The organism is uncultured Bacteroides sp. (assembly GCF_937912035.1).
In the GTDB taxonomy this organism is placed as follows: domain Bacteria; phylum Bacteroidota; class Bacteroidia; order Bacteroidales; family Bacteroidaceae; genus Phocaeicola.
Genome location: NZ_CALDPF010000028.1, coordinates 41,993 through 65,956 on the forward strand (window position 1 = coordinate 41,993; position 23,964 = coordinate 65,956).

The following is a 23,964-nucleotide window of genomic DNA, read 5'->3' on the forward strand; positions in this document are numbered from 1 at the left end:
TTTTTACGTTATTGACCAGTGGATAGTAGAATCTATTTATAATTTACAGGTATTAGTCGTACATGTCCGTTTAATCCGGAAGGCATTGTCTGCCAGTCCTTATAGTCACCTTTGTTATAATTTAGTTTGGCTATATTGATATCTTTGAAAATTCTCCATTTTATATTTTTTCTGTCCATGTCGGCTATTCTGTTGGCAGGCAGGTTAGTAACCTCTATTTCTATTTTATTCTTTCCTGGTTTTAGTAACTTCCCTACTTTAAGTCTGAATGGAACAGCCCATACTGTACCTGCATTTTTCCCGTTTATATATACTCTTGCACTTTCCCTTACATCTCCGAGGTCAAGAATCCAGTCGTCAGCATTTATATCCGGCATATCCATTTCCAACGAGTAGACACCTGTGCCCATATTAATTTTGGCATTTGCCTCTTCAAGTTCTGTCCATGACGTTGGAGTATCTATCATAAACTCACCGTTTATGGCTGGAGTACTGTTTTTGAATTTCAGCTTCCAGCCATGATCGAGGCTAAGACTATATGGTTGTTCTTCAGTATATGACCAAGCAGGTTCGTCCTCTATATTTTTGTTGAAAGTTTGTATAATGATACTCTCACCTGATTTTAATTGTAGGCGAACCTGTAGTTTGCCGTCTGCATTACGATAGTCGGCTTTCCCTTTCTCACCATTCATCGGATTAAACAGCATAGCTGATGTTTCGGGAACATTGAGGGTGCTCCAACCGTCAACATCTCTCTTTTGCAGATTTGTTACGAAATAATGATGCCCTTCTGCATTAGAACGTCGTATGAACTGTAGTCCGTATAAAGTCTTCATTTCTTCAGCTTTAGTACCTGTTTCTGATAAAGTCTTCTTATAATCCGAACCGATTATAATCTGTCCCTTACCTAATTTAAATTTCTGTGTATTGCTGAAAGAAGATACTGTTGGAAGTTCCTTTGAAATTTCGGTTAATAATTTTCTGTTGTTTTTCAGGTTACTGTAACCTGGTACATCTTTAGGATATTGTTCCATGAAAACTACTGTAGCTCCCTGTTTGGCCAGATCTGTTATTCTCTTTAAAGTAGATGCCGGAATCAGCCTTACATTTGGTATAATTATAGCCTTGTATTTCGCTCCTCCACTGGTTATAAGCATATTATCCTTGCATACAGTGTTTTTGATAAATGAATCAGAGATGTAGTCTACATCATATCCGTTTGCAATAATTGTTTGTATTGTCTTGATAAATGTAGGTGCATATTGATCCATTTTATGAATGTCGAAAGCTACCAGACGTCCCGGTAAATTGTCCCATAAATCATAGATAGGCAGATATATCAGGAAATCGTTGTCGGGCTTGCCCATTTGCAGGAACGATTGGCATCTGGTTATATAATCAAAGAATGAAGGGGCATCTCTCCAAATAGAATTTGTGGGTGACATATTTATGCTGGCATAAAACAGCCATCCCGGCCATGCTGCATCTTGTGGAGAGTATGTCGTTCCATGGAAGAACATGTGGTTTACGCCTGACACAAACATCAGGTCCATATCTGGTTTACATTGTGACAAAGATGTGCGGAAATGTTCTGTAAGCCAGGTAAATGTTTCCGATGATGTAAATTGCTTTCCTGATATATGCGCTGCCGATGAGGCATACTTCAACATTGATATATCCGAGAAATTAGGACGTGTCAGCGAGTCAGTCCTTAGTCCTTTAATATGAAAATCTGTCAAACCGAAGCCTTCACATTCAGGAATATCTACCGATGCGTAAGTGTCTATAAGATTGGCAGGTGAACCGTGAGCCTGGTTTCTTGTAGTACTTCCATGCTTATGTGCCCATTTTGTCCATTTAGATGTAAAATTATCAATGAGCATTTCACTTATAGTTTCTCTATAATCGGAAACTATGCGTCTTGTCATTTCAGAACGTTCGGTGCTCAGAAATTCCGGGAAATATTTTTCCAGTTTATACCCTCTTCTTCTTTCAAATTCCTTTAATAGGTTTGGTGACCAGTCAGCCTTGTAAACCTCGTACGAGTCATTGAAAAATGTTCTTGGATACTCTGAGTTGTTTTCTTTAAAAGCTTTATCAAATTTATTCAGGTAAGCTTCTACGGCTTCCGGATTCATGTGGTCCATTACATAACCTTCACCCCCAGGGGCTGCCCGTTTTACCTTTTGTAGGGTTTTCCCGATAAATAAGGCTATAAGATTCCATTCTCCTTCAGGCGCTTTCCAACTCAACTCACCGTTATCAACCTTTTTTGTCAGATCCAGGCACTCCCCATTGTTATCGTAGGCCATTAATTTGCTTAAGGTTGCTATTTCCTGCTGTTTTGCTTCTTTAGGATCTTGAATGGAAATTTTTAGTTTTATATCTTTCCCCCCTGTGATTTTATATTTCTCGAATATAGCCCTTGTTGCCGCATGTTCGAGAGATACATCCGGACCTCCGAATGGCCATCCGGTTCCGGTATTCATGTCTATGTCGATATTATTCCTTTTTGCTTCTTCTTTGGTATATTCAAACATGTCCATCCATTGTTCTGATAAAAAAGGAATATCTTTATTCTCATTTCCTTTTACACCATAAATCGGTGTAATTTCAAGACTTCCAATTCCGGCAGCTCCATATTGTTGCAGGTTGTATGCGAGGCTCTTTTTGTCTACAGCGCTTCCCATCCACCACCAACGGCTTCCCGGACGTGCCTCAGGATTGACTGTAGGCCAATCCTGAGCTTGTGCACAACCTCCACAAAGAAGCATCAATAACAGTATATTGTTTTTTGTCATTAGTATATTGAATTATTGATTTTAATATAACAAAGATATTAATTTAACTGTCGTGTAATTATCTTAGTTTGTATATTTCACTTCCGGCCAGTAGAAAACATCCTGTTCCAAAATCATCAAAGTCTGGTTTGCTGTCGTATGTTACAGGTTGTCCGTCCTTAGGCTCTTTTCCTGTGCCCTGAACATATCCAAGGAAACCATTAGGGTGGACAGCTTCCTTAATCATGGCATCCCAGGCTTTTAGAACAACAGGAAGATACACATCGCGTTCAAGTAGTCCATTTCTTATTCCCCAGGCCATGCCATACACAAATAGTGATGTTCCTGTTAGTTCTTTACCTCCGAAATTACTTGGATCGTGTAGACTTACGTTCCAGAATCCATCTTCTCTTTGGCAGTTTTTAAGAGCTTTACTCATAGCCAGAAAGTCGTTGATATAGTCTTTCCTGTGAATCTCATTAGCTGGAATTTCGTCAAGAACACGGACTAGGGCTGCATAAACCCAACCGTTTCCTCTGCTCCAGTAGCAGTCTTCTCCGTTTGGTTCCTTATATGGAGGGTCGAAATTATGGTCTCTCCACCATAATCCGTCTTTAGGATTATACATGCCGTTATCTCCGTGTCTGTTTCTTGTGTATTCGTACATTTGCCACATTTTGTCAAAGTATTTCTGGTCACCTGTAAGTTTTCCCATTTTGGCAAATCCCGGCATACCCATTTGGATTGCGTCTATCCACCACCACTCATTTATTTGAGGTGTATTGACCAACATGTTCAGGTTAGACTTCACATTAAGCAATATTTCAGGTTTAGGACATAAGTTATACATATCTATATAAACCTGTCCGCATGCATAATTGTCCGCATGTCTGGTTGTTGTTCCCCTCCACATACCCCATTCGTGGAATTTACCCCATTCGTATGCGTACTTATAGTATTCAGTATCAGGATAAATGGAATATAATGCAAGCAGCCCTTCATAATATACTGTTCGTGTCCAGATATTGCTTGGACGCATTTTGCCATTTACAAAACTTGGAATCCTGCAGTCAGGATTGTTCTCCATGTAATGATTGTTTACTTTGATAAGTGTGTTAAGTGTTTCTTTCTGGTCAGGAATCTCTTGTGCATTGATAAATCCGGTTGATGCAACGAAGAGTGATGTTAATGCTGTGATTAATAGTTTTTTCATGATATTAATTGTTAATAGTTTATGTTACAAATATAGTGTTAGCGACTCAGATTCATATGGAAAATAATGTATAATCCTTGTACTTTTCAGTATTATATTTGTCTATTATACTTTTAAATTGCCCAGGTGTACAATTTTCCTAGTTTATGAATGATTTTCTATTTATATTATGTGTGACTTTACTTATTTTTGTTGCAATAAGTTTTCAGAATGATATGTATAATTATAAAAAATATTTTGATATGAAATTGAGAAGAACATTTATGCTTTGTGCATATTTTGTATTCCTTATGTGTAATCTTTCTGCGAAAGAAGTTTTTCCTGACGGAACACCTATACCTGACTGGTTTCGTAAAAATGAAATTACGAAATTGGAGGATTTGGGTAAAATATATAATATAACAAATTTTGGAGTAGTAAATGACAGCACAATACTGCAGACAACGCAGATTCAGGCTATAATTGATAGAGCTTCGTCTGAAGGTGGTGGGGTTATTTATATCCCAAAGGGAACTTTCTTAAGTGGCTCGCTGTTCTTTAAGCCTAAAACTCATTTGTATATAGAACGTGGAGGGACATTGAAAGGTAGTGACGACATTAGCAATTTTGATGTTATAGATACCAGAATGGAAGGACAGAATTTAAAATATTTTGCTGCTTTGGTCAATGCTATTGGTGTAGATGGATTTACTATATCCGGTGAAGGACGTATAAACGGAAATGGATTAAGGTATTGGAAATCATTCTGGTTAAGACGTAAAGTTAATCCGGAATGCACAAATCTGGAGGAACTCCGTCCAAGACTTGTCTTTATATCTGATTCAAAAAATGTTCAGCTTTCGGGTGTACGGTTGGAGAACTCTCCATTTTGGACTACACATCTATATCGTTGCGAGAACGTTAAGTTGTTGAACCTTCATATATATGCTCCTTATGCACCTGTTAAGGCTCCTAGTTCAGATGCTATTGATATAGATGTATGTACTAATGTTCTTGTCAAGAACTGTTTTATGTCTGTAAATGATGATGCTATAGCACTGAAAGGTGGTAAGGGACCTTGGGCTGATCAGGATAAAAAGAATAATGGTTCAAATCGTAATATTATTATTGAAGATTGTGTGTACGGTTTTTGCCATAGTGCTTTGACTTGTGGAAGTGAGTCTATACATAATCATAATGTTATTTTGAGACGTTGCCGTTTGGATAATGCTAAACGGTTGTTATGGCTGAAAATGAGACCGGATACACCTCAAAACTATAATTATATTACAGTAGAGAATATTACTGGAAATGTAACCAGTTTCCTGTATGCAAAACCATGGAACCAGTTTTTTGACTTGAAGGGAAGAAAAGATATTCCTTATTCTTATTCAAAACATATCACTATGCGTGATATATCAATGGAGTGTGACATCGTTTTTGATGTTACAAAAGCTGATGATCAATATAAATTGTCAGATTTTACTTTTGAAAATTTAGATTTGAAGGTTGAGAAGAAAACTGATATTAATACAGATTATATTGATGGTTTCATAATAAAAGATGTTAGGATTAATGGTAAAAACATTGCAGAACAATTTTAATAGGTATTAGGATGATTGTTTTCAGAAAAAAACTCCGGCATAACATAATGCATGCCGGAGTTTTTTTATTCCATAACCTCAACCCCCTTCAGAGTGGCTGAGCTTGATTCAGTAATCTTTACTTTTACAAAGTCACCTATACGGTGTGTTCCTCTGTCGAATACTACTACTTTGTTCTGTTCCGTACGACCGAACAACTGTTCCTTAGAACGTTTTGATACGCCTTCTGCAAGAACTTCGAATGTTTTTCCCACATCCTTTGCATTGCTTTCGGCAGAAAGCTGGTTCTGCAACTCTATCATTTCGTTCAGACGTCGTATTTTGATTTCTTCAGGTACATCGTCAGGAAGATGTTTTGATGCGTATGTACCCGGTCTTTCGGAATATTTGAACATGAATGCCGAGTCGTATGCACATTCGCGCATAAGCGACAATGACATCTGATGGTCCTCTTCCGTTTCGCTATGGAATCCTGAGAATATGTCTGTGCTTAGTCCGCAGTCTGGAATTATGCGACGTATAGCCTCTACTCTTTCAAGATACCATTCGCGTGTATATTTTCTGTTCATCAGTTTCAGTATGCGTGAACTTCCGCTCTGTACAGGCAGGTGGATGTGTTTGCATACGTTTGGCACTTCTGCTATGACATGGAGTGTTTCGTCGCTCATATCCTTAGGATGAGATGTGGTGAAACGCACTCTCATTCCCGGTACTGCTTCTGCCACAATGCGTAGGAGCATAGGGAATGTCACTGTCTTTCCGTCCTTTTCGAAACGGTATGAATTTACGTTCTGTCCCAGGAGAGTGACTTCCTTGTAGCCTTTCTTTTCCAGGTCACGAACTTCATTCAGGATACTTTCCACGTCACGACTTCTTTCGCGTCCTCTTGTGTAAGGAACGATACAGTAATGGCAGAAGTTGTTACATCCACGCATGATTGATACGAATCCTGAGATGTGGTTACCACAGATGCGCGAAGGAATTACATCACGATAAGTTTCTGTAGTTGACAGTTCCACGTTGATAGCTTTTTCTCCGGCTTCTACTGATGCTATGAGTTCCGGAAGAGTCAGATATGCATCAGGCCCCGCCACGAGGTCGACATGATGGTTTTCTATCAGGTCTTCTTTCACACGTTCTGCCATACAACCCAATACACCTACTATCAGGTTTTTCCTTTTCTTTCTCAGAGAATGAAAGAATTCCAGACGGTTCAGAATCTTCTGTTCCGCATTGTCTCTGATAGAGCATGTGTTCATAAACACCGCATCTGCTTCCTCTAGGGTCTCACATGGGGAGTAGCCTGCCATTTGCATGATAGATGCTATTACTTCACTGTCTGCCACGTTCATCTGGCATCCGTAAGTTTCGATGAACAGTTTTTTGCTGTCTTGTTCAGTTGCAGATTTTAAGTCTGCTCCTGTTGCTTCATTTGTCATAATTGCTTGATTTGTTGATTAAAATTTCTGCAAAGATAGTGCAAACCGAGCGAAGCACAAAGTGAAAACAAAGTTTTCGACTTTTGATTCCGAGGTGCAGCCTTTCTTATTAAAAGATAGTGCAAACCGAGCGAAGCATAAAGTGAAAACAAAGTTTTCGACTTTTGTGTATATTAGAGATTATTTTTATTATGGAATATAGTTTTAAATGTACTATTCAAAATGCTTTGTTGTTTGACTTAAAACGCTTTGTCGTTTTATTCAAAATGTTCTGTCATTTTTTTTAAACGTGTCAGGCTTATAAAGTGTAGTGTATTTAGTTGTCAGTTTAGTAACTCCATAATACTACAAATATTTTGTGTTTTAATATTTGTCAAAATATTTGAAATATTGGCGAATTGTGCTCATTTTGTAGAAAAAAGTATGTTTTTTATCATAATTTTGAAACAAAATGTATTGTATTTGATGTTTTTTTTCTAAATTTGGACAGCCTCGGAAAACTTACTAACTTTCGAATATATATAAATAACTTTAAAAACACAATATCATGAGCTATAAATTTATGACAGCGGCCGAAGCTGCAAGTTTGATTAAAGACGGAGATATTATTGGATTAAGTGGATTTACACCAGCCGGAACACCAAAGGCTGTTACTGCCGAGTTGGCTAAAATGGCTGAAGAAAAACATGCACGTGGAGAACATTTTAAAGTGAGCGTTCTTACAGGTGCTTCAACCGGAGATTCATGTGATGGCGTTCTGATACGTGCCAATGCACTCGAATTTAGAGCTCCATATACTACAAATACAGATTTCCGCAAGGCTTGCAACAACGGGCAGGTAAAATACTCTGATATACATCTGTCACAAATGGCTCAGAGAATCCGTTCGGGCTTCTTAGGCAAAGTTAATGTTGCCATAATGGAAGCTTGCGAACTTACTGCCGATGGACGTATTTACCTTACTGCAGGTGTGGGTATTTCCCCTACAGTGGCACGTCTGGCAGAAAAAGTTATAGTTGAACTTAACGCTGCTCATAACAAGACAAGTCTTATGGGTATGCATGATATTTATGAGCTAGAACGTCCGCCACATCGTCGTCCTATCATGATAGAACATGCTAGTGACCGTATTGGAACACCTTATATTCAGGTCGATCCGGCTAAAATTGCAGCTGTAGTAGAAGTGAATATTCCTGATGAAGCCCGTGGATTCCACGATCCGGACCCTATTACCGACAAGATTGGTCAGAATGTGGCAGACTTTCTGGTAAATGATTTACGTAAGGGTACAATACCTTCTACTTTCTTGCCTTTACAGTCTGGTGTTGGTAATATAGCAAATGCAGTGTTGAGTGCATTGGGTAAGAATCCTGATGTACCTGCTTTTGAAATGTATACTGAAGTTATCCAGAATTCAGTGATAGATTTGGTAAAAACAGGTAGAATAAAGTTCGGTAGTACATGTTCATTGAGTGTGACAAACGACTGTCTGCAGGATATTTACGATAACATTGAATTCTTCCGCGACAAACTTGTTTTGCGTCCTTCTGAAATTTCAAATTGCCCGGAAGTAGTACGTCGTCTTGGAGTTATTTCAATGAATACGGCTATTGAAGCGGATATTTACGGTAATGTAAACTCTACACATATCTGTGGAACCAAGATGATGAACGGTATTGGAGGTTCTGGCGATTTTACACGCAGTGCTTATATTTCTATTTTCTCTTGTCCTTCAATAGCAAAAGGTGGTTGTATCAGTTCGATTGTTCCTATGGTTTCACATCAGGATCATAGCGAACACTCTGTAAATGTAATTATTACAGAACAGGGTATTGCCGATTTGCGTGGTAAGAGTCCTATGGAACGTGCCAAGACTGTTATTGAGAACTGTGCTCATCCTGACTACAAGCAGCTTTTGTGGGATTATCTCAAGATAGCTAGCAAGGGACAAACTAGCCACAGTCTTTCTGCTGCGCTGGGAATGCATGAAGTGTTCCTTGACAAGGGTGATATGCGTTTGACTGACTGGGCTGACTTCAAGAGATAATCAGATAAGTGTAAGAATGTGTTAAGATAAATTTTGAAGTATTAGTTTGTAAATATTGGTTCAAAAAACTTAATATATTAAATTTGCATCATTCTCCTTTGTGATGCTTTAGAAAAGTCAAGAGCTGAATGGATTATATAACATTCAGCTCTTTAAATTCTTAAGAGTGTAATGATTATAATTTATCTATAATTAATAAGTTTTATGAACCGGTTTTGTCTTTTTGTGGTAGCATTTATAGCTACAGTTTCACTTGAGGCGCAGATTGTTGAGAAAACTTCTAACGGTGTTAAATTTTCAACAGCAGAACCTACTCTCAATGGAGAGGTTATTTTCTACTCTTCTTCTATTGTTCGTGTTGTGAAGTATCCTTCACTTCAAATGCCAGAAAAGAAAAGTTATCCTGTGGTTATGAGTCCTCAGAAGGTTGAGATTTCTTTTGAGCAAGAAGGAGATGATATGATTATGAAAACTGCCAATTTGATGGTAGTGCTTGATACTAGAACTGGGCAAGTGGAATATTCAAAACTTGATGGTGAAAGACTTCTTTCAGAAAAGCCATACGGTACAAATTTTCTTCCTCGCAAGGATGTGAATAGGGATTCATATACCGTAAGTCAATCGTTTATGCTTCAGCCGAAGGAAATTATCTACGGACTTGGACAAAGACAGATGGGAGTAATGAATCATCGTAATCAACAGATTGAACTAAGAAATGTAAATACTAATATTTGTATTCCTTATTTTACCTCTGAAAAAGGGTATGGAGTTTATTGGGATAATCCGGCTATTTCTCAGTTTAATGATACTCCATACGAGACTTCTTTCTCTTCTCAGGTAGGATTGCTCTCAGATTATTATTTCCTATATGAAGATGGTACAATGGATGGAGTTATTTCGTCATTGCGTGATTTAACCGGCAAGGCTACAATGTTCCCTTTATGGACCATGGGGTACTGGCAGTGCAGGGAGAGATATAAGAGTCCGGATGAACTATGTGATATTCTTGATAAATATCGTGAATTAAAAGTGCCTATCGATGGTATTGTACAGGACTGGCAGTACTGGGGATGTGACTCCAATTGGAATGCTATGAAATTTATGAATCCTCGTTATATCAATAAAGTTGGTAATAAAGAATGGATGAAGTATATACCTAAAGGACATAATGCCGATAATGAGGCAGTAATGAAAAAGAAACCTCGTATTAAAAGTCCTCAGGAAATGGTGGATCATGTGCATAAACAGAATGCACATCTTATGATTTCCATTTGGGCAAGTTTCGGGCCTTGGACAGAACAATATAAGGAACTGAAAAAAATGAATGCTCTTATACCGATAGATACTTGGCCAATGAATTCTGGTACAGTTCCATACGATCCTTTTAATGAAAAAGCGCGTGACTTATACTGGAAATATCTTACTCCTATGTATAACATGGGTATGGATGCATGGTGGACTGATTCTACGGAACCTGACCATTTTAACGTGAAGGATAGTGATTTTAATCTTATGACAGCCGACGGTTCCTTCCGTTCCGTTGTAAATGCCTTTCCTCTTGTTACCAATAAGGGTATATATGAACATCAGCGTGAGGTGTCAGATGAAAAACGTCTATTCCTTATGACTCGTTCTTCCTATCTTGGACAGCATCATTACGGTTCATTCAGTTGGAGTGGTGACGTTGTATCAAGTTGGAGAACTATGAAACAGCAGATACCGGCTGGTCTTAACTATATGCTTTGCGGTATACCTTTCTGGACTACTGACTTGGCAGGATTCTTCGGATGGGAGTATAATAATGACTGGAATAATGTTGCATATCAGGAACTTCATGTGCGCTGGTTCCAGTGGGGATGTTTCCAACCTATGATGCGTAATCACTGTTCTTCTCCAATGATGAACGAAATCTGGTTGTTCGGTAAGGAAGGCGATTGGGCGTACGATGCTCAGAAGCGTATTATAGAACTGCGCTACAGACTTCTTCCTTATATTTACAGTACAGCTGGAGAGTGTGTGCATAAGGATGGTGTAATGATGCGTCCTCTTGTTATGGATTTCATTTCTGACAGAAAAGCTATTCAGCTTGATGATGAGTATATGTTTGGACGTAATATTCTTGCTTGTCCAGTTACTGAACCTCTTTATACAAAGAAGGTTGAAGGTAATAAGGGCGTAACTATTGTAGATGATGTGTCTACTGCAAGCAAACCGTATGAAGTATATCTCCCAAAAGGCAGCAAATGGATTGATTTCTGGACAAACGAAGTATTTGAAGGTGGTCAGGACGTTAAGCGTGAATGTCCTATATCTATAATGCCAGTCTATATTAAGGCAGGAAGTATTATGCCTCTTGGACCTGTTGTGCAATATTCTGAAGAAAAGAAATGGGATAATCTTGATATATGTATATATCCTGGTGCAGACGGAGAGTTTACACTTTATGAAGATGAATTCGATAATTATAATTACGAAAAAGGTATGTATTCGAATATCAAATTTGTTTGGAATGACTCTGAACATACCCTTACTGTATGCGACCGTGAAGGAGAATTCCCTAAAATGTTGAAAAAACGTAGCTTTAACATTACTGTAATGCAGCCCGGCAAACCTTCTGCTGAGAAAGTTATCAGTACTGCAGATAAAAAGGTACTTTATTCAGGCAAGAAGGTTGTTGTAAAACTTTAATATGATTATTATCAAATTCAATAAATCATTTTTATAAAATGAAAACATATAAACTTTTATTGATTTTGGGATGTGCATGCAGTATGCTGACTTCTTGTTTTTCAGGTAATTCAAAATATTCAGCTTCAGTTGATAATGCAGATAAGTATACAGGTTATCTTTTTGTCTATTTCGAAGGAATGGGAACTCCCGAACTTCAGGAACAATTGCGCTTTGCAATCAGTACAGATGCGGTGAACTGGACTGCTCTGAACGGAAATCAGCCAATTGTCGCTTCAGATACTATATCTAAGAGTGGAGGTATACGCGACCCGCATATTCTTAGGGGAGAAGACGGAAAATCATATTATATGGTAGCCACTGATATGTTCACCGTTAAGAATGGTTGGGGAGAGAATCCGGGAATTGTTCTTATGAAATCGGACGATCTTATAAACTGGTCACACTCTTATATCGCCCTTGCTGAAGATTATCCTGAAAATTTTGGCAATGCACACTGGGTATGGGCACCGCAGACTATTTATGATCCGGTGGCTAAGAAATATATGATTTATTTCACACTCAATAGGAAAGAAGTTGGAGGATTGGTTACTTATTATGCATACGCTAATGAAGATTTTACTTCATTCGAGAGTGAACCTAAGGAGCTATTTAGCGCAAAATACGGATCTATTGACAATGATATTATATTTAAGGATGGCACTTATCATCTTTTCTATAAAGGAAATACCAAAGATGAAAATGGTAAGGAAGTAAAGAATGGTATACAGAAGGCTACCTCAAAATCCCTACATGGGCCATGGGTTGAGGATTTCAAGTATCATGATGCTTATGCCGGCAAGACTCCTGTTGAAGGCTCAAGTATATTCAAACTTAACGGTTCTGAAACATACGTCCTGATGTACGACTTGTATACTTCAGGAAAATATGAATATCAGACAAGTAACGATCTTTGTACTTTCGACTCTGTACCTAAACAGTTCAGTAAGGATTTCTTTCCACGACATGGTAGTGTGATTTCCATTACACAGTCTGAAATGGATGCGCTTATAAAAAAATGGGGACGCAGGACTTTCAAGGCCGAAAGTAATCCTATTATAACCCACAAACATACAGCAGACCCGGCGGCATTGGTTGTAGGTGACTCTTTGTGGTTGTTTACAGGACATGATTTCGAAGGAAATCAGAAAGGGTATAAGCTTAAGGACTGGTGTGTATTCTCAACTCCGGATATGGTTAACTGGACCGAATATCCTACTCCGCTTAAGGTGGCCGACTTTAAATGGGATAAGACAGGAGCAGCATACGCGGCCCATGTGGTAGAGAAGAATGGTAAGTACTACTATTTTATAAGCACTAATGGATCTGGAATTGGTGTGGCTATAGCAGATTGTCCTGAAGGACCTTACAAAGATGTAATTGGTAAACCTCTCCTTACTAAGGAAGACTGTTTTGGAGCTACCCATTCTTGGGTATGTATCGGTCCTGCGGTATTTATTGATGATGATGGTCAGGCTTGGATTTTCTGGGGAAACCAGATTTGCTATTATGCCAAGTTGAAGGATAATATGACCGAAATAGATGGTGAAATAAAACGGATTGATTTTGAAGGGTTTAAGTTTACCGAGGCTCCTTGGGTACATAAATACAACGGTAAATATTATCTTACTTATGCAACCGGATGGCCTGAGAAGATAGCTTATGCTATAGCTGATAATATAGAAGGGCCTTACGAGTATAAAGGTATATTGTGTGAAATAGCAGGAAATTGTAATACCACTCATCCTTCTATAGTGGAATTCAAGGGTAAATGGTATTTCTTTACACATAACGGTGGGTTACATGACGGAACTAGTTATAGCCGTTCTGTGTGTGTGGAGGAATTGAATTACAATGCTGACGGAACTATTAAGAAAATAAATATCAGTACGGAAAGTATCTATGGCAGATAAATGATTATTGTTTAGTGCTAAATATTTTTTTATCAGGATATATTTTCATTAAGTTCTAATTTTTTAGCTTTATCCAGTAAATATATTACATTCATGAATTATAATCTTTTTAGAAACTTATTAATATTGTTGTCTGTACTTTTGGGTTTTCAGCAATGTTCACAAAAGTATACGGAAAAGCAGTATGTTCCAACAGAAGAAGATATGAGTGCCTATTTAATGGTTTTCCATACTGATGAAACGCATAGCCTTCACATGGCTGTCAGTTGGGACGGATATACTTTTACTGCCCTGAATGATGCTAGACCTGTAATTAAGGGCGATACCATTGCTATGCAGAAGGGTATTCGGGATCCTCATATTTACAGAGGACCGGATGGCGCTTTTTATCTAGCTATGACCGATCTTCATATTTATGCACAAAGAGAAGGGTATAGGGATACCGAGTGGGAAAGAAGTGGTGAAGATTACGGTTGGGGAAACAACCGTGGGCTTGTTCTTATGAAATCCCGTGATTTGATTAACTGGTCGCGTGCAAATGTGAGATTCGATACATTGTCTGATGAAATGTCGGAAGTTGGGTGTGTATGGGCACCGGAAGTTACTTATGACCATAATAAAGGAAAACTTATGATTTATTATACCATGAGATATGGCAACGGACGGAATAAACTCTATTATGTCTATGTGAACGATGATTTCAATAAACTTGAATCTATGCCGAAAATACTGTTTGATTATCCGGTAGAAGGTTGCTCTGCTATAGATGGTGATATAACTTATCATAACGGCAAGTATCATTTGTTTTACGTGGCTCATGACGGTACTCCAGGTATCAAACATGCCATTTCCGATAGTGCTTCTTGTGGATATGAATATATGCCTGGGTGGTGTGATTTTGAGAATGGTGCTTGTGAAGCTCCTAATGTGTGGAAACGTATTGGCGAAGACAAGTGGGTTCTCATGTATGATATTTATAGTATTAATCCTCATAACTTCGGGTTTATTGAGACGTCCGATTTTAAAACATTCAAGAATCTGGGACGTTTTAATGAAGGTGCAATGAAAACTACAAACTTTGTGTCGCCAAAACATGGGGCGGTTATTCATCTTACTAAGGATGAGGCTAAGAGATTGGAAGAATTTTGGCGAAGATAGCCAAATGATTAAAAGTTGTTTTAAATGATGCGGGCAGTAACAAGAACAGAAGTATATGATACTTTATCTATTGTTGCTGCTTTTTACTTTCATTCTATTGTCTTTTGGGGTATCTTTATTTTTTTTATTGTATCTTTGCAAACAAATTGTATAAATAACGTAAAATCAAATATATAAAGTACATCGCTATGGAATATAATTTCAGGGAGATAGAAAAAAAATGGCAACAGAAGTGGGTGGAAAACAAGACCTACAAAGTTTCGGAAGATGAATCAAAAAAGAAGTTTTATGTGTTGAATATGTTCCCTTATCCGTCGGGAGCAGGACTTCACGTAGGTCACCCGCTGGGATATATTGCCAGCGATATATATGCCCGATACAAGCGACTTCAGGGTTTCAATGTGCTTAATCCGATGGGGTATGATGCATACGGATTGCCAGCAGAACAGTATGCAATCCAGACAGGTCAGCATCCGGCTGTAACTACAGCTGCCAATATCGCACGCTATCGTGAACAGCTTGACAAAATCGGTTTTTGCTTTGACTGGGACCGCGAAGTTCGTACTTGTGAACCTGATTATTATCACTGGACACAGTGGGCTTTCCAGAAGATGTTCAACAGCTATTACTGCAACTCATGCGGTAAGGCTCAGCCTATCGAGAATCTGGTTAAGGCTTTCGAAACAAAAGGTACTGAAGGACTTGATGTAGCTTGTGGTGAAGAATTGAGTTTCACTGCCGAAGAATGGAACACAAAATCAGAAAAGGAACAGCAGGAAATTCTGATGAACTACCGTATAGCTTATCTTGGCGAGACTATGGTGAACTGGTGTCCTGCACTGGGTACTGTATTGGCCAACGATGAGGTTGTGGATGGTGTTTCTGAACGTGGAGGTCATCCTGTAGTACAGAAAAAAATGCGTCAGTGGTGCTTGAGAGTTTCTGCTTATGCACAGAGATTGCTCGACGGACTTGAAACTGTTGACTGGACAGACTCTCTGAAAGAAACACAGCGTAACTGGATTGGCCGTTCAGAAGGTGCTGAAGTTCGTTTCAAGGTTAAGGACAGTGACATGGAGTTCACTATCTTTACAACACGTGCGGATACAATGTTCGGTGTTACTTTCATGGTTCTTGCTCCTGAAAGCGAACTGGTGGCACAACTTACTACTGAGGCTCAGAAAGTAGAAGTTGAGGCTTACCTTGACCGTACAAAGAAACGTACTGAACGCGAACGTATATCAGACCGCCGTGTGACAGGTGTGTTTAGTGGTTCGTATGCGGTAAATCCGTTCACAGGTGAGGCTGTACCTATCTGGATCAGTGACTATGTACTTGCCGGTTATGGTACAGGTGCAATCATGGCCGTTCCTGCTCACGACAGTCGTGACTATGCTTTTGCAAAACATTTCAACTTGCCTATTGTTCCGCTGGTTGAAGGGTGTGATGTCAGTGAAGAAAGCTTCGATGCCAAAGAAGGTATTGTTTGCAACTCTCCAAAAGCCGGAGCAACTCCATATTGCGATTTGAACCTTAACGGTCTTACAATAAAGGAAGCTATCGCTACTACAAAGAAATATGTAAAGGAACATAACCTCGGACGTGTAAAGGTTAACTTCCGTTTGCGTGACGCAATCTTCTCACGTCAGCGTTACTGGGGTGAACCATTCCCTGTTTACTACAAGGACGGTATGCCATATATGATAGACGAGAGCAAATTGCCTTTGCAGTTGCCTGAAGTTGCCAAGTTCCTTCCTACTGAGTCTGGCGAACCTCCATTGGGACATGCCACAAAATGGGCTTGGGACGTAAATGCCGGCGAGGTGGTTGAAAACTCTAAGATAGACAATGTAAATGTATTTCCTCTTGAACTTAATACAATGCCTGGTTTTGCAGGTTCAAGCGCATATTATCTGCGTTATATGGATCCACACAACGATAAGGCACTCGTATCTGAAAAGGCAGACAGATATTGGCAGAATGTTGACCTCTATGTAGGTGGTACTGAACATGCAACAGGTCATTTGATATATTCACGTTTTTGGAACAAATTCTTGTTTGATCTCGGTGTAAGCGTTAAGGAAGAACCATTCCAAAAGCTTGTAAACCAGGGTATGATTCAGGGCCGAAGCAACTTTGTATATCGTATCAAGGATACAAACACATTCGTTTCTCTCGGACTGAAAGACCAGTATGACGTTACTCCTCTTCATGTTGACGTAAATATCGTATCAAACGATATCCTCGATGTTGAGGCATTCAAGAACTGGCGTCCTGAATATAATAATGCAGAATTCATTCTTGAAGACGGCAAGTATGTATGCGGATGGGCGGTAGAGAAGATGAGTAAGTCTATGTACAACGTAGTAAACCCTGATATGATTGTTGAACGTTACGGAGCAGATACATTACGTATGTATGAAATGTTCCTTGGCCCTATCGAACAGTCTAAGCCATGGGATACTAACGGTATAGATGGTGTTCATCGTTTCTTGAAGAAATTGTGGAGTCTGTTCTATAGCCGTAATGACGAATTCCTTCCTCAGGACGGTGAAGCTACAAAAGAAGAACTAAAGGCAGTACACAAACTGATAAAGAAAGTGACTGGAGATATTGAGACATTCTCTTACAACACTTCAATCAGCGCGTTTATGATTTGTGTAAACGAACTCACTTCATTGAAATGTCGTAATAAGTCTGTATTGAGTGATCTTGTTGTTATCATAGCTCCGTTTGCTCCTCACTTGGCAGAAGAACTTTGGGCAGCGTTAGGAAATACAACATCTGTTTGTGATGCTCAGTGGCCTGCATTCAACGAAGACTATCTGAAAGAAGATACAGTGAAATATACAATATCTTTCAACGGTAAGGCACGTTTCACAATGGAATTTGCTGCAGATGCAGACAATGATACAATCCAGTCTGCAGTTCTAGCTGACGAACAGGCGCAGAAATGGATTGATGGCAAGACACCTAAGAAGGTGATTATCGTTCCTAAGAAGATAGTAAATGTTGTTCTGTAAACCATATTTATGGAAGCATTGTTAAAAAGAAAATTTGGCCGGGAGACGAAAGACTACCTGGCCATAACTTTAGGTTTGATATGTTACTCTATTGGTTGGGCAGCGTTTCTTTTGCCTTATCAGATTACTACGGGTGGAGTGACAGGTATAGCTGCTATAATCTATTATACGACAGGTGTTGAAATCCAAGTCTCATATTTCATCATTAATGCTGTATTTCTTGGGTTTGCATTGAAAATACTCGGACCAAAGTTCAGTATCAAAACCATATATGCCATAATCATGTTGACATTCTTATTGTGGCTTTTCCAAAGAATATTGGAGGATGATAATGGTAAATTACCTATGTTACTTGGACCAGGACAGGATTTTATGGCATGTGTCATCGGTGCCGGACTTTTAGGATTTGGCATTGGATTAGTGTTTTGTCATAATGGTAGTACAGGTGGTACTGATATAATTGCATGGATTATAAACAAGTATAAAGATGTAACTCTGGGACGTATGATGATGTATTGTGATATAATAATTATATCATCTTGTTATTTTATATTTCATGATTGGCGTCGTGTACTGTTTGGATTTTGCGTATTGTTTGTTATGAGTATAGTGATAGATTATGTAATTAATAGCACTCGTCAATCTGTACAGTTCCTTATATTTTCACGTAAGCATGATGAAATAGCTCAGGGTATTTCTACTCAGATTAACCGTGGAGTAACTCTCCTTGACGGAAAAGGATGGTATAGCAAGCAGGACATAAAGGTAGTTGTGGTTCTTGCAAAGAAAAGCCAGTCGCTTGACATCTTCCGTCTGGTGAAAGATATTGATCCTAATGCATTTATTTCCCAAAGTAATGTAGTGGGAGTTTACGGTGAAGGTTTTGACCCATTGAAAGTTAAGTAAATTATGAAGAAACTTGTTTTTGCGACAAATAACGCACATAAGCTGGAGGAAATCCGTGCGATATTAGGCAATAAGGTAGAGATCCTGAGCCTTAATGATATAAATTGTTATGCTGATATTCCTGAAACGGCTGATTCTCTGCAAGGTAATGCGGCATTGAAAGCACAGTATATATATAAGAACTATGGTTTAGACTGTTTTGCCGATGATACTGGTCTTGAAGTTGAGGCTTTGAACGGTGCGCCTGGAATATATTCTGCCAGATATGCCGGTGGAGAAGGGCATGACTCTGAAGCCAACATGAAGAAACTGCTTTCTGAAATGCAGGATAAGGACAACCGTAAGGCACGTTTCCGTACTGTTATTTGCCTGATAGAGGAAGGTAAGGAACACTTCTTCGAAGGAATAGTAAACGGCAGCATAATACGTGAAAGAAAAGGTGGAGCAGGTTTCGGCTATGATCCTGTATTTATGCCGGACGGTTATTCAGAAACTTTTGCTGAGATGGGTAATGATGAAAAGAATAAGATAAGTCATCGCGCTAGAGCTGTACAGAAACTTTGCGAATACCTAAATTATAGATGAAATTTTGTTAAAATGGAAATACGGGATTCAAATCACTTTAGATTGAGTTTCGTATTTCTTTTTTATTGATAACAATATTAATAAAGTTCGATAATATATTGATAATTGTTTTGATGAAATAATTACTTAGAATGATAATATTTTCTTCTCTAAAATCAAATCCTGTTCATTCATCTGAGGTGCCGGAATGGCGCACATACGAATGACGTCTTCTTTTTGACAAGTATAATGATAATATACTTTCTCTATATCGCTTAATTTATTTTCTATTTTTACTTCACCTTTTGTTTTCAGGAATTCAGAACGTGAGACCTTGTCGGACACCTTGACAAACAGTATTCTTCTTGCAATAGGATTGTAATTATAATCAAGGCAAGTATATACTCCTTTCAGATATTTCGGATTATCAAACATAGGCAGTTTAAGACAAATATTGAATAGAGCCATCTGCGGCTTTTCTTTCTCGTTAAACATCAGATACAGATGATCTGTTCCATTCAAAAATGCTGCCCCCCAGTGTGTACTACCATACGCATTATTATGCCCTACCTCTATATAATTCCCAACCTCTGACGGTGCTATGAGATAAGGCTCAATCTTCAATGCATTACTACTGGATGATATGCTATAGCTCATGTATATTCCACTGAAGGTATTGATCCTGTTCACAGTTTCATGTAAATTATATACCAGTGTTTCTATAAATGGAATAACTGTATTCGTATCTTTGCTCTTTACAGTCATATCCACATTGAATATTCCCTCTTTTAGCTTTGGAAGCATATTCAACAGTTTTTTCTTTGATATATTATTTACCCAAACCAACGAAGCATCCAAGGCATCATCCATATCCAACCCCTTATCCCTGTTTTTCACATATGCCGGAAGAACTGTAGAATATAATGCTGAAAGCACACTCGGCACCATTTGTGTACTTTCAGCTATATCCTTCATCTTTATACCTTTTGCCCTTAAATAAGAAATACGCTCATATATTTGTCTCAATTCATCCATCTAAATCTTCTATTTATTATTCTTCAAATATACATATTTTTTTGATTTATGTTTGTATTAATAATCAATATTACAAAGTAATTACATTTCTATGTGATATTTGTCACAAAGCGGTTATATATTAGTTGCATTAATATTTCTGAATTGTTTCAAGGTTATTATTCATTTTTTATTCATTTTTTCCTTGCCAAAGCAGTCCTACTTTTGCATCGTATTCAAAAAAAACAGAAAAATGAAAATTAATTCAGCAACCGATAAGGACATACAAACCAAAACTGCCAAATCAATCCCAGACTGGCTTTTCGTCATTTGGGCTGGCAGTACAGCATTATTGTCATACTCACTTGTCTATGCATTACGCAAACCTTTTACAGCAGCCGAATTCGAAGGATTACAATTTTTCGGAATGGATTATAAAATAGCAGTGAGTATAATCCAACTTTTAGGATACGTGCTGGCAAAATTGTTAGGTATTAAGTATATATCAGAACTGAAACCTGAAGGACGATTGAAATTTATAATAGGCTCAGCCGTACTTTCTGAAGTTTCCCTTTTGGCGTTCGGCCTCTTCCCTTTACCTTACAATATATTGGCGTTGTTTTTCAACGGTCTGTCATTAGGATGTATGTGGGGAGTAATATTCAGTTTCCTTGAGGGTAGACGTACCACGGACATACTTGCAAGTATTATGGGAGTGAGCATGGCACTAAGTTCCGGAGTTGCCAAATCCTTAGGTCTTTATGCATTAAATTCACTACACGTTAGCGAGTTCTGGATGCCGGCACTGATTGGAGGTATAGCACTTCCGCTTTTATGTTTCACAGGATGGATGATGACAAAATTCCCTGCACCGACAGAGAAAGATATAGCATCACGCTCTGTACGAGTAACATTGAACGGACAACAAAGATGGGAACTGTTCCGTAAATACATGCCACTGCTGATTATGCTATTCGGTGCAAACCTCCTGCTCACAGTTCAAAGAGATATAAAAGAAGACTTCATTGTCTGTATAGTAGATGTATCAACCATATCATCGTGGGCATTCGCACAAATAGACAGTATTGCAACATTTGTCATGTTGGCTGTATTTGCCCTATTGGCAACCACCTATAATCATATGAAAGTTCTTTGCATACTATTGATACTCTCCACTATAGGAATGGGTAGCCTGGCAATGATAGGTGCTAATTTCGAGGCTTACAATCTGCCAACAACAATATGGCTGTTCCTGCAAAGCTTATGTCTGGACATAGCTTACCTGAGTTTCCAGACTATATTTTTCGAAAGATTCATAGCATGTTTCAAAATAAAAGGAAATGTTGGATTTTTCATTATAACAATAGACTTTGTAGGATATATGGGAACTTTAGCAATATTGTTTTTCAAGGAATTCCACGCTTCACACATTGACTGGGCAGAGTTCTATAACAATATGAGCATATACATAGGAATAACATGCTGCATTGCATTTATCGGTTCGATGATATACATCATATACGAAAAATACAGAAAAAGTTCTATAGATCAGAATAATACTAAAAATAAAATCGTGAAGGAAATCCCTTCAAATATAGAAAACGAAACAATAACTACTAATATTTACTTAAAAGAATCAGCTATATGAAAAAAATTGAATGCGTAATTATGGATTGGGCGGGAACTACAATAGATTACGGATGTTTTGCACCTGTTTCCGCATTTATTGAGAGTTTCAGAATGATAGGCATCAACGTAACTGCTGCCGAAGCTCGTAAACCGATGGGACTTACAAAAATAGACCATATACGCGCCCTATTCGAAATGGAAAGTATCAACAGTGCTTTCCGTCAGAAATACGGAAGAAACTACACAGAAAAAGACGTAGAAAGCAGATATACAGAATTCCAGCGTCTGCTGTTCGCCACTCTGAAAGAATATACAGGACCTATTTCGAATGTAATAGAGACAATAGACATTCTGAGACAAAGAGGCATTAAGATAGGTTCAACTACCGGATACACAAAAAAGATGATGGAAGTAGTAGTACCTGAAGCATCAAGCAAAGGATATACACCTGACAACTATGTGACATCGGATGATCTTCCTGCAGGACGTCCATATCCATATATGATTTACAAGAATATGTGCGATCTGGGAGTACCGTCAAGATTTTCAGTATTGAAATATGGAGACACCATTTCAGATATAAAAGAAGGTATAAATGCCGGTGTTTGGAGTGTAGGTGTTATTCTAGGAAGCAACGAACTTGGACTCACCGAGGAAGAAGTAAAAGCATTGTCACCTGAAGAACTTAAACAAAGAATGGACGATGTAAGAAAGAGAATGTATGCTGCAGGAGCACACTATGTGGTAAATTCAATAGACGAATTACCAGACCTTATAGAATGTATCAACGCACGTATGGAAAACGAATTTTAAAACAATAATATAAACATAAAAACATAACCAATATGAGACCTTATTTATTATTGACCCCGGGCCCACTTACAACAAGCGAAAGTGTAAAACAAGCCATGATGAGTGACTGGTGTACATGGGATGAAGACTACAACATAGGAATAGTAGAAGTTATCAGAAAAGAACTTACAGAACTGGCAAGCAGTCGTTCTGAAGAATACACTTCAGTACTCATGCAGGGAAGCGGTAGTTTCTGTGTTGAAGCCACACTTGGCTCAGTAATACGTGAAAACGACAAACTGCTGGTTGTAGCAAACGGAGCATACGGAAAACGAATGGGTACAATATCCGAATACTATCATATAAACTACGAACTGATGGGATTTGAGGAAACACAGGCTGTAAATCCTGAAAAAGTGGATGCTTACCTCACAGAACATCCTGAAGTAACACACGTATCAGTGGTACACTGTGAAACTACAACAGGTGTCCTCAACCCGTTAAAAGAAATTGCACAGGTAGTAAAGAAACACAACAAGACATTCATTGTAGATGCAATGAGTAGTTTCGGTGGGGTACCTATCGATATGTATGAACTCGGAATAGACTTCATGATAAGCAGTGCAAACAAATGTATTCAAGGTGTACCGGGCTTTGGATTTATCATTGCACGACGCTCTATATTGGAAAAATGTAAAGGTGTGGCACGCTCACTAGCACTCGATTTGTACGAACAGTGGGATACTATGGAGAAAGGACATGGCAAATGGAGATTCACCTCACCTACACACGTAGTAAGAGCTTTCATGCAAGCCATTACAGAGCTTAAGGAAGAAGGAGGTATAGCAGCAAGACATGTACGCTACACAGAGAACCATAAAGTCCTGGTAGAAGGAATGAGAGAATTAGGTTTTAAGACACTGCTGCCAGATTCCGAACAGTCACCGGTGATAACATCATTCTATTATCCTGACAGTTCATTCAATTTCAAGGATTTCTATGAAAAACTTAAAAATAAAGGATTCGTTATATATCCGGGAAAAATATCACAGGCTGACACATTCCGTATCGGTAACATTGGCGATGTGTATCCTGATGATTTCAGAAAATTAGTTGCGGCAATAAAAGAAATACAGGCCGTAAAATAATAATGCAAATTCTTCTTACCAGTCCTGA

At 38.4% G+C, this 23,964-nt stretch carries 14 protein-coding genes and 1 pseudogene; 11 read left to right on the forward strand and 4 right to left on the reverse strand.

From position 1 onward, the window contains the following. Positions 1 to 32: 32 nt before the first annotated feature. The gene (locus Q0486_RS05075) at positions 33 to 2,801 is read right to left on the reverse strand and encodes a glycosyl hydrolase (protein WP_299230852.1); all 2,769 of its coding nucleotides are present in this window, start codon (positions 2,799 to 2,801) and stop codon (positions 33 to 35) included. Positions 2,802 to 2,859: 58 nt separating this feature from the next. Continuing rightward, positions 2,860 to 3,993, reverse strand: coding sequence for a glycoside hydrolase family 88 protein (locus tag Q0486_RS05080; RefSeq protein WP_299230854.1), 1,134 nt, complete (start codon positions 3,991 to 3,993; stop codon positions 2,860 to 2,862). 242 nt (positions 3,994 to 4,235) lie between these two features. Here Q0486_RS05080 and Q0486_RS05085 point away from each other — a divergent pair, with 242 nt between their 5' ends. Next, a complete protein-coding gene (locus Q0486_RS05085; protein ID WP_299230856.1) occupies positions 4,236 to 5,576 on the forward strand; it encodes a glycosyl hydrolase family 28 protein in 1,341 nt (446 codons plus the stop codon). A 65-nt stretch (positions 5,577 to 5,641) separates the two neighbouring features. Here the strand turns inward: Q0486_RS05085 and miaB are convergent, their stop codons facing one another. After that, positions 5,642 to 7,015 carry a tRNA (N6-isopentenyl adenosine(37)-C2)-methylthiotransferase MiaB gene (gene miaB, locus Q0486_RS05090; RefSeq protein WP_299230858.1) on the reverse strand — a complete coding sequence of 458 codons (1,374 nt, stop codon included), beginning with the start codon at positions 7,013 to 7,015 and terminating at the stop codon, positions 5,642 to 5,644. A gap of 547 nt (positions 7,016 to 7,562) precedes the next feature. On the opposite strand from miaB, the gene Q0486_RS05095 reads away from it, so the two are divergent. The 7 genes and pseudogenes from Q0486_RS05095 (at position 7,563) to Q0486_RS05125 (ending at position 19,374) form a co-directional block, all read left to right on the forward strand. After that, entirely contained in the window at positions 7,563 to 9,062 is a 1,500-nt protein-coding gene (locus Q0486_RS05095; protein ID WP_299230860.1) for an acetyl-CoA hydrolase/transferase family protein, read from the forward strand. 204 nt (positions 9,063 to 9,266) lie between these two features. Further along, positions 9,267 to 11,750, forward strand: coding sequence for a TIM-barrel domain-containing protein (locus Q0486_RS05100; RefSeq protein WP_299230862.1), 2,484 nt, complete (start codon positions 9,267 to 9,269; stop codon positions 11,748 to 11,750). Between the two features lie 38 nt (positions 11,751 to 11,788). Next, complete coding sequence (locus Q0486_RS05105; protein ID WP_299230864.1) at positions 11,789 to 13,702, forward strand: family 43 glycosylhydrolase; 1,914 nt, start codon at positions 11,789 to 11,791, stop codon at positions 13,700 to 13,702. A 186-nt stretch (positions 13,703 to 13,888) separates the two neighbouring features. Further along, positions 13,889 to 14,860, forward strand: a pseudogene (locus tag Q0486_RS05110) (glycoside hydrolase family 43 protein); the annotation flags it as partial. A gap of 188 nt (positions 14,861 to 15,048) precedes the next feature. Continuing rightward, positions 15,049 to 17,883, forward strand: a complete 2,835-nt coding sequence (gene leuS, locus Q0486_RS05115; protein ID WP_299230866.1) for a leucine--tRNA ligase — start codon at positions 15,049 to 15,051, stop codon at positions 17,881 to 17,883. Between the two features lie 9 nt (positions 17,884 to 17,892). Next, positions 17,893 to 18,789, forward strand: coding sequence for a YitT family protein (locus tag Q0486_RS05120; RefSeq protein ID WP_299230869.1), 897 nt, complete (start codon positions 17,893 to 17,895; stop codon positions 18,787 to 18,789). Further along, positions 18,790 to 19,374: a non-canonical purine NTP diphosphatase gene (locus Q0486_RS05125; RefSeq protein ID WP_299230938.1), complete on the forward strand. Its 585-nt coding sequence runs from the start codon at positions 18,790 to 18,792 to the stop codon at positions 19,372 to 19,374. Between the two features lie 126 nt (positions 19,375 to 19,500). On the opposite strand, the gene Q0486_RS05130 is transcribed toward Q0486_RS05125, so the two are convergent. Continuing rightward, positions 19,501 to 20,388, reverse strand: a complete 888-nt coding sequence (locus tag Q0486_RS05130; RefSeq protein ID WP_299230871.1) for a hypothetical protein — start codon at positions 20,386 to 20,388, stop codon at positions 19,501 to 19,503. Positions 20,389 to 20,620: 232 nt separating this feature from the next. Here Q0486_RS05130 and Q0486_RS05135 point away from each other — a divergent pair, with 232 nt between their 5' ends. From Q0486_RS05135 to Q0486_RS05145, 3 genes are read left to right on the forward strand one after another with little or no spacing between them, the layout of a single operon-like run. Continuing rightward, entirely contained in the window at positions 20,621 to 22,015 is a 1,395-nt protein-coding gene (locus Q0486_RS05135) for a DUF5690 family protein (protein ID WP_299230873.1), read from the forward strand. Further along, on the forward strand, positions 22,012 to 22,809 hold the full coding sequence (gene phnX, locus Q0486_RS05140; protein WP_299230875.1) for a phosphonoacetaldehyde hydrolase: 798 nt from the start codon (positions 22,012 to 22,014) through the stop codon (positions 22,807 to 22,809). The genes Q0486_RS05135 and phnX overlap by 4 nt, the downstream gene beginning before the upstream one ends. Before the next feature lie 32 nt (positions 22,810 to 22,841). After that, positions 22,842 to 23,936 (forward strand): 2-aminoethylphosphonate--pyruvate transaminase, encoded by a 1,095-nt coding sequence (locus tag Q0486_RS05145; protein WP_299230877.1) that lies wholly within the window; start codon positions 22,842 to 22,844, stop codon positions 23,934 to 23,936. Positions 23,937 to 23,964: the final 28 nt, after the last annotated feature.

What these genes read in the sequence shown, in the direction of transcription:
- Q0486_RS05075 (WP_299230852.1), bottom strand. Translation starts at nt 2,801, where the DNA reads ATGACAAAAAACAATATACTGTTATTGATGCTTCTTTGTGGAGGTTGT.
- Q0486_RS05080 (WP_299230854.1), bottom strand. Translation starts at nt 3,993, where the DNA reads ATGAAAAAACTATTAATCACAGCATTAACATCACTCTTCGTTGCATCA.
- Q0486_RS05085 (WP_299230856.1), top strand. Translation starts at nt 4,236, where the DNA reads ATGAAATTGAGAAGAACATTTATGCTTTGTGCATATTTTGTATTCCTT.
- miaB (WP_299230858.1), bottom strand. Translation starts at nt 7,015, where the DNA reads ATGACAAATGAAGCAACAGGAGCAGACTTAAAATCTGCAACTGAACAA.
- Q0486_RS05095 (WP_299230860.1), top strand. Translation starts at nt 7,563, where the DNA reads ATGAGCTATAAATTTATGACAGCGGCCGAAGCTGCAAGTTTGATTAAA.
- Q0486_RS05100 (WP_299230862.1), top strand. Translation starts at nt 9,267, where the DNA reads ATGAACCGGTTTTGTCTTTTTGTGGTAGCATTTATAGCTACAGTTTCA.
- Q0486_RS05105 (WP_299230864.1), top strand. Translation starts at nt 11,789, where the DNA reads ATGAAAACATATAAACTTTTATTGATTTTGGGATGTGCATGCAGTATG.
- leuS (WP_299230866.1), top strand. Translation starts at nt 15,049, where the DNA reads ATGGAATATAATTTCAGGGAGATAGAAAAAAAATGGCAACAGAAGTGG.
- Q0486_RS05120 (WP_299230869.1), top strand. Translation starts at nt 17,893, where the DNA reads ATGGAAGCATTGTTAAAAAGAAAATTTGGCCGGGAGACGAAAGACTAC.
- Q0486_RS05130 (WP_299230871.1), bottom strand. Translation starts at nt 20,388, where the DNA reads ATGGATGAATTGAGACAAATATATGAGCGTATTTCTTATTTAAGGGCA.
- Q0486_RS05135 (WP_299230873.1), top strand. Translation starts at nt 20,621, where the DNA reads ATGAAAATTAATTCAGCAACCGATAAGGACATACAAACCAAAACTGCC.
- phnX (WP_299230875.1), top strand. Translation starts at nt 22,012, where the DNA reads ATGAAAAAAATTGAATGCGTAATTATGGATTGGGCGGGAACTACAATA.
- Q0486_RS05145 (WP_299230877.1), top strand. Translation starts at nt 22,842, where the DNA reads ATGAGACCTTATTTATTATTGACCCCGGGCCCACTTACAACAAGCGAA.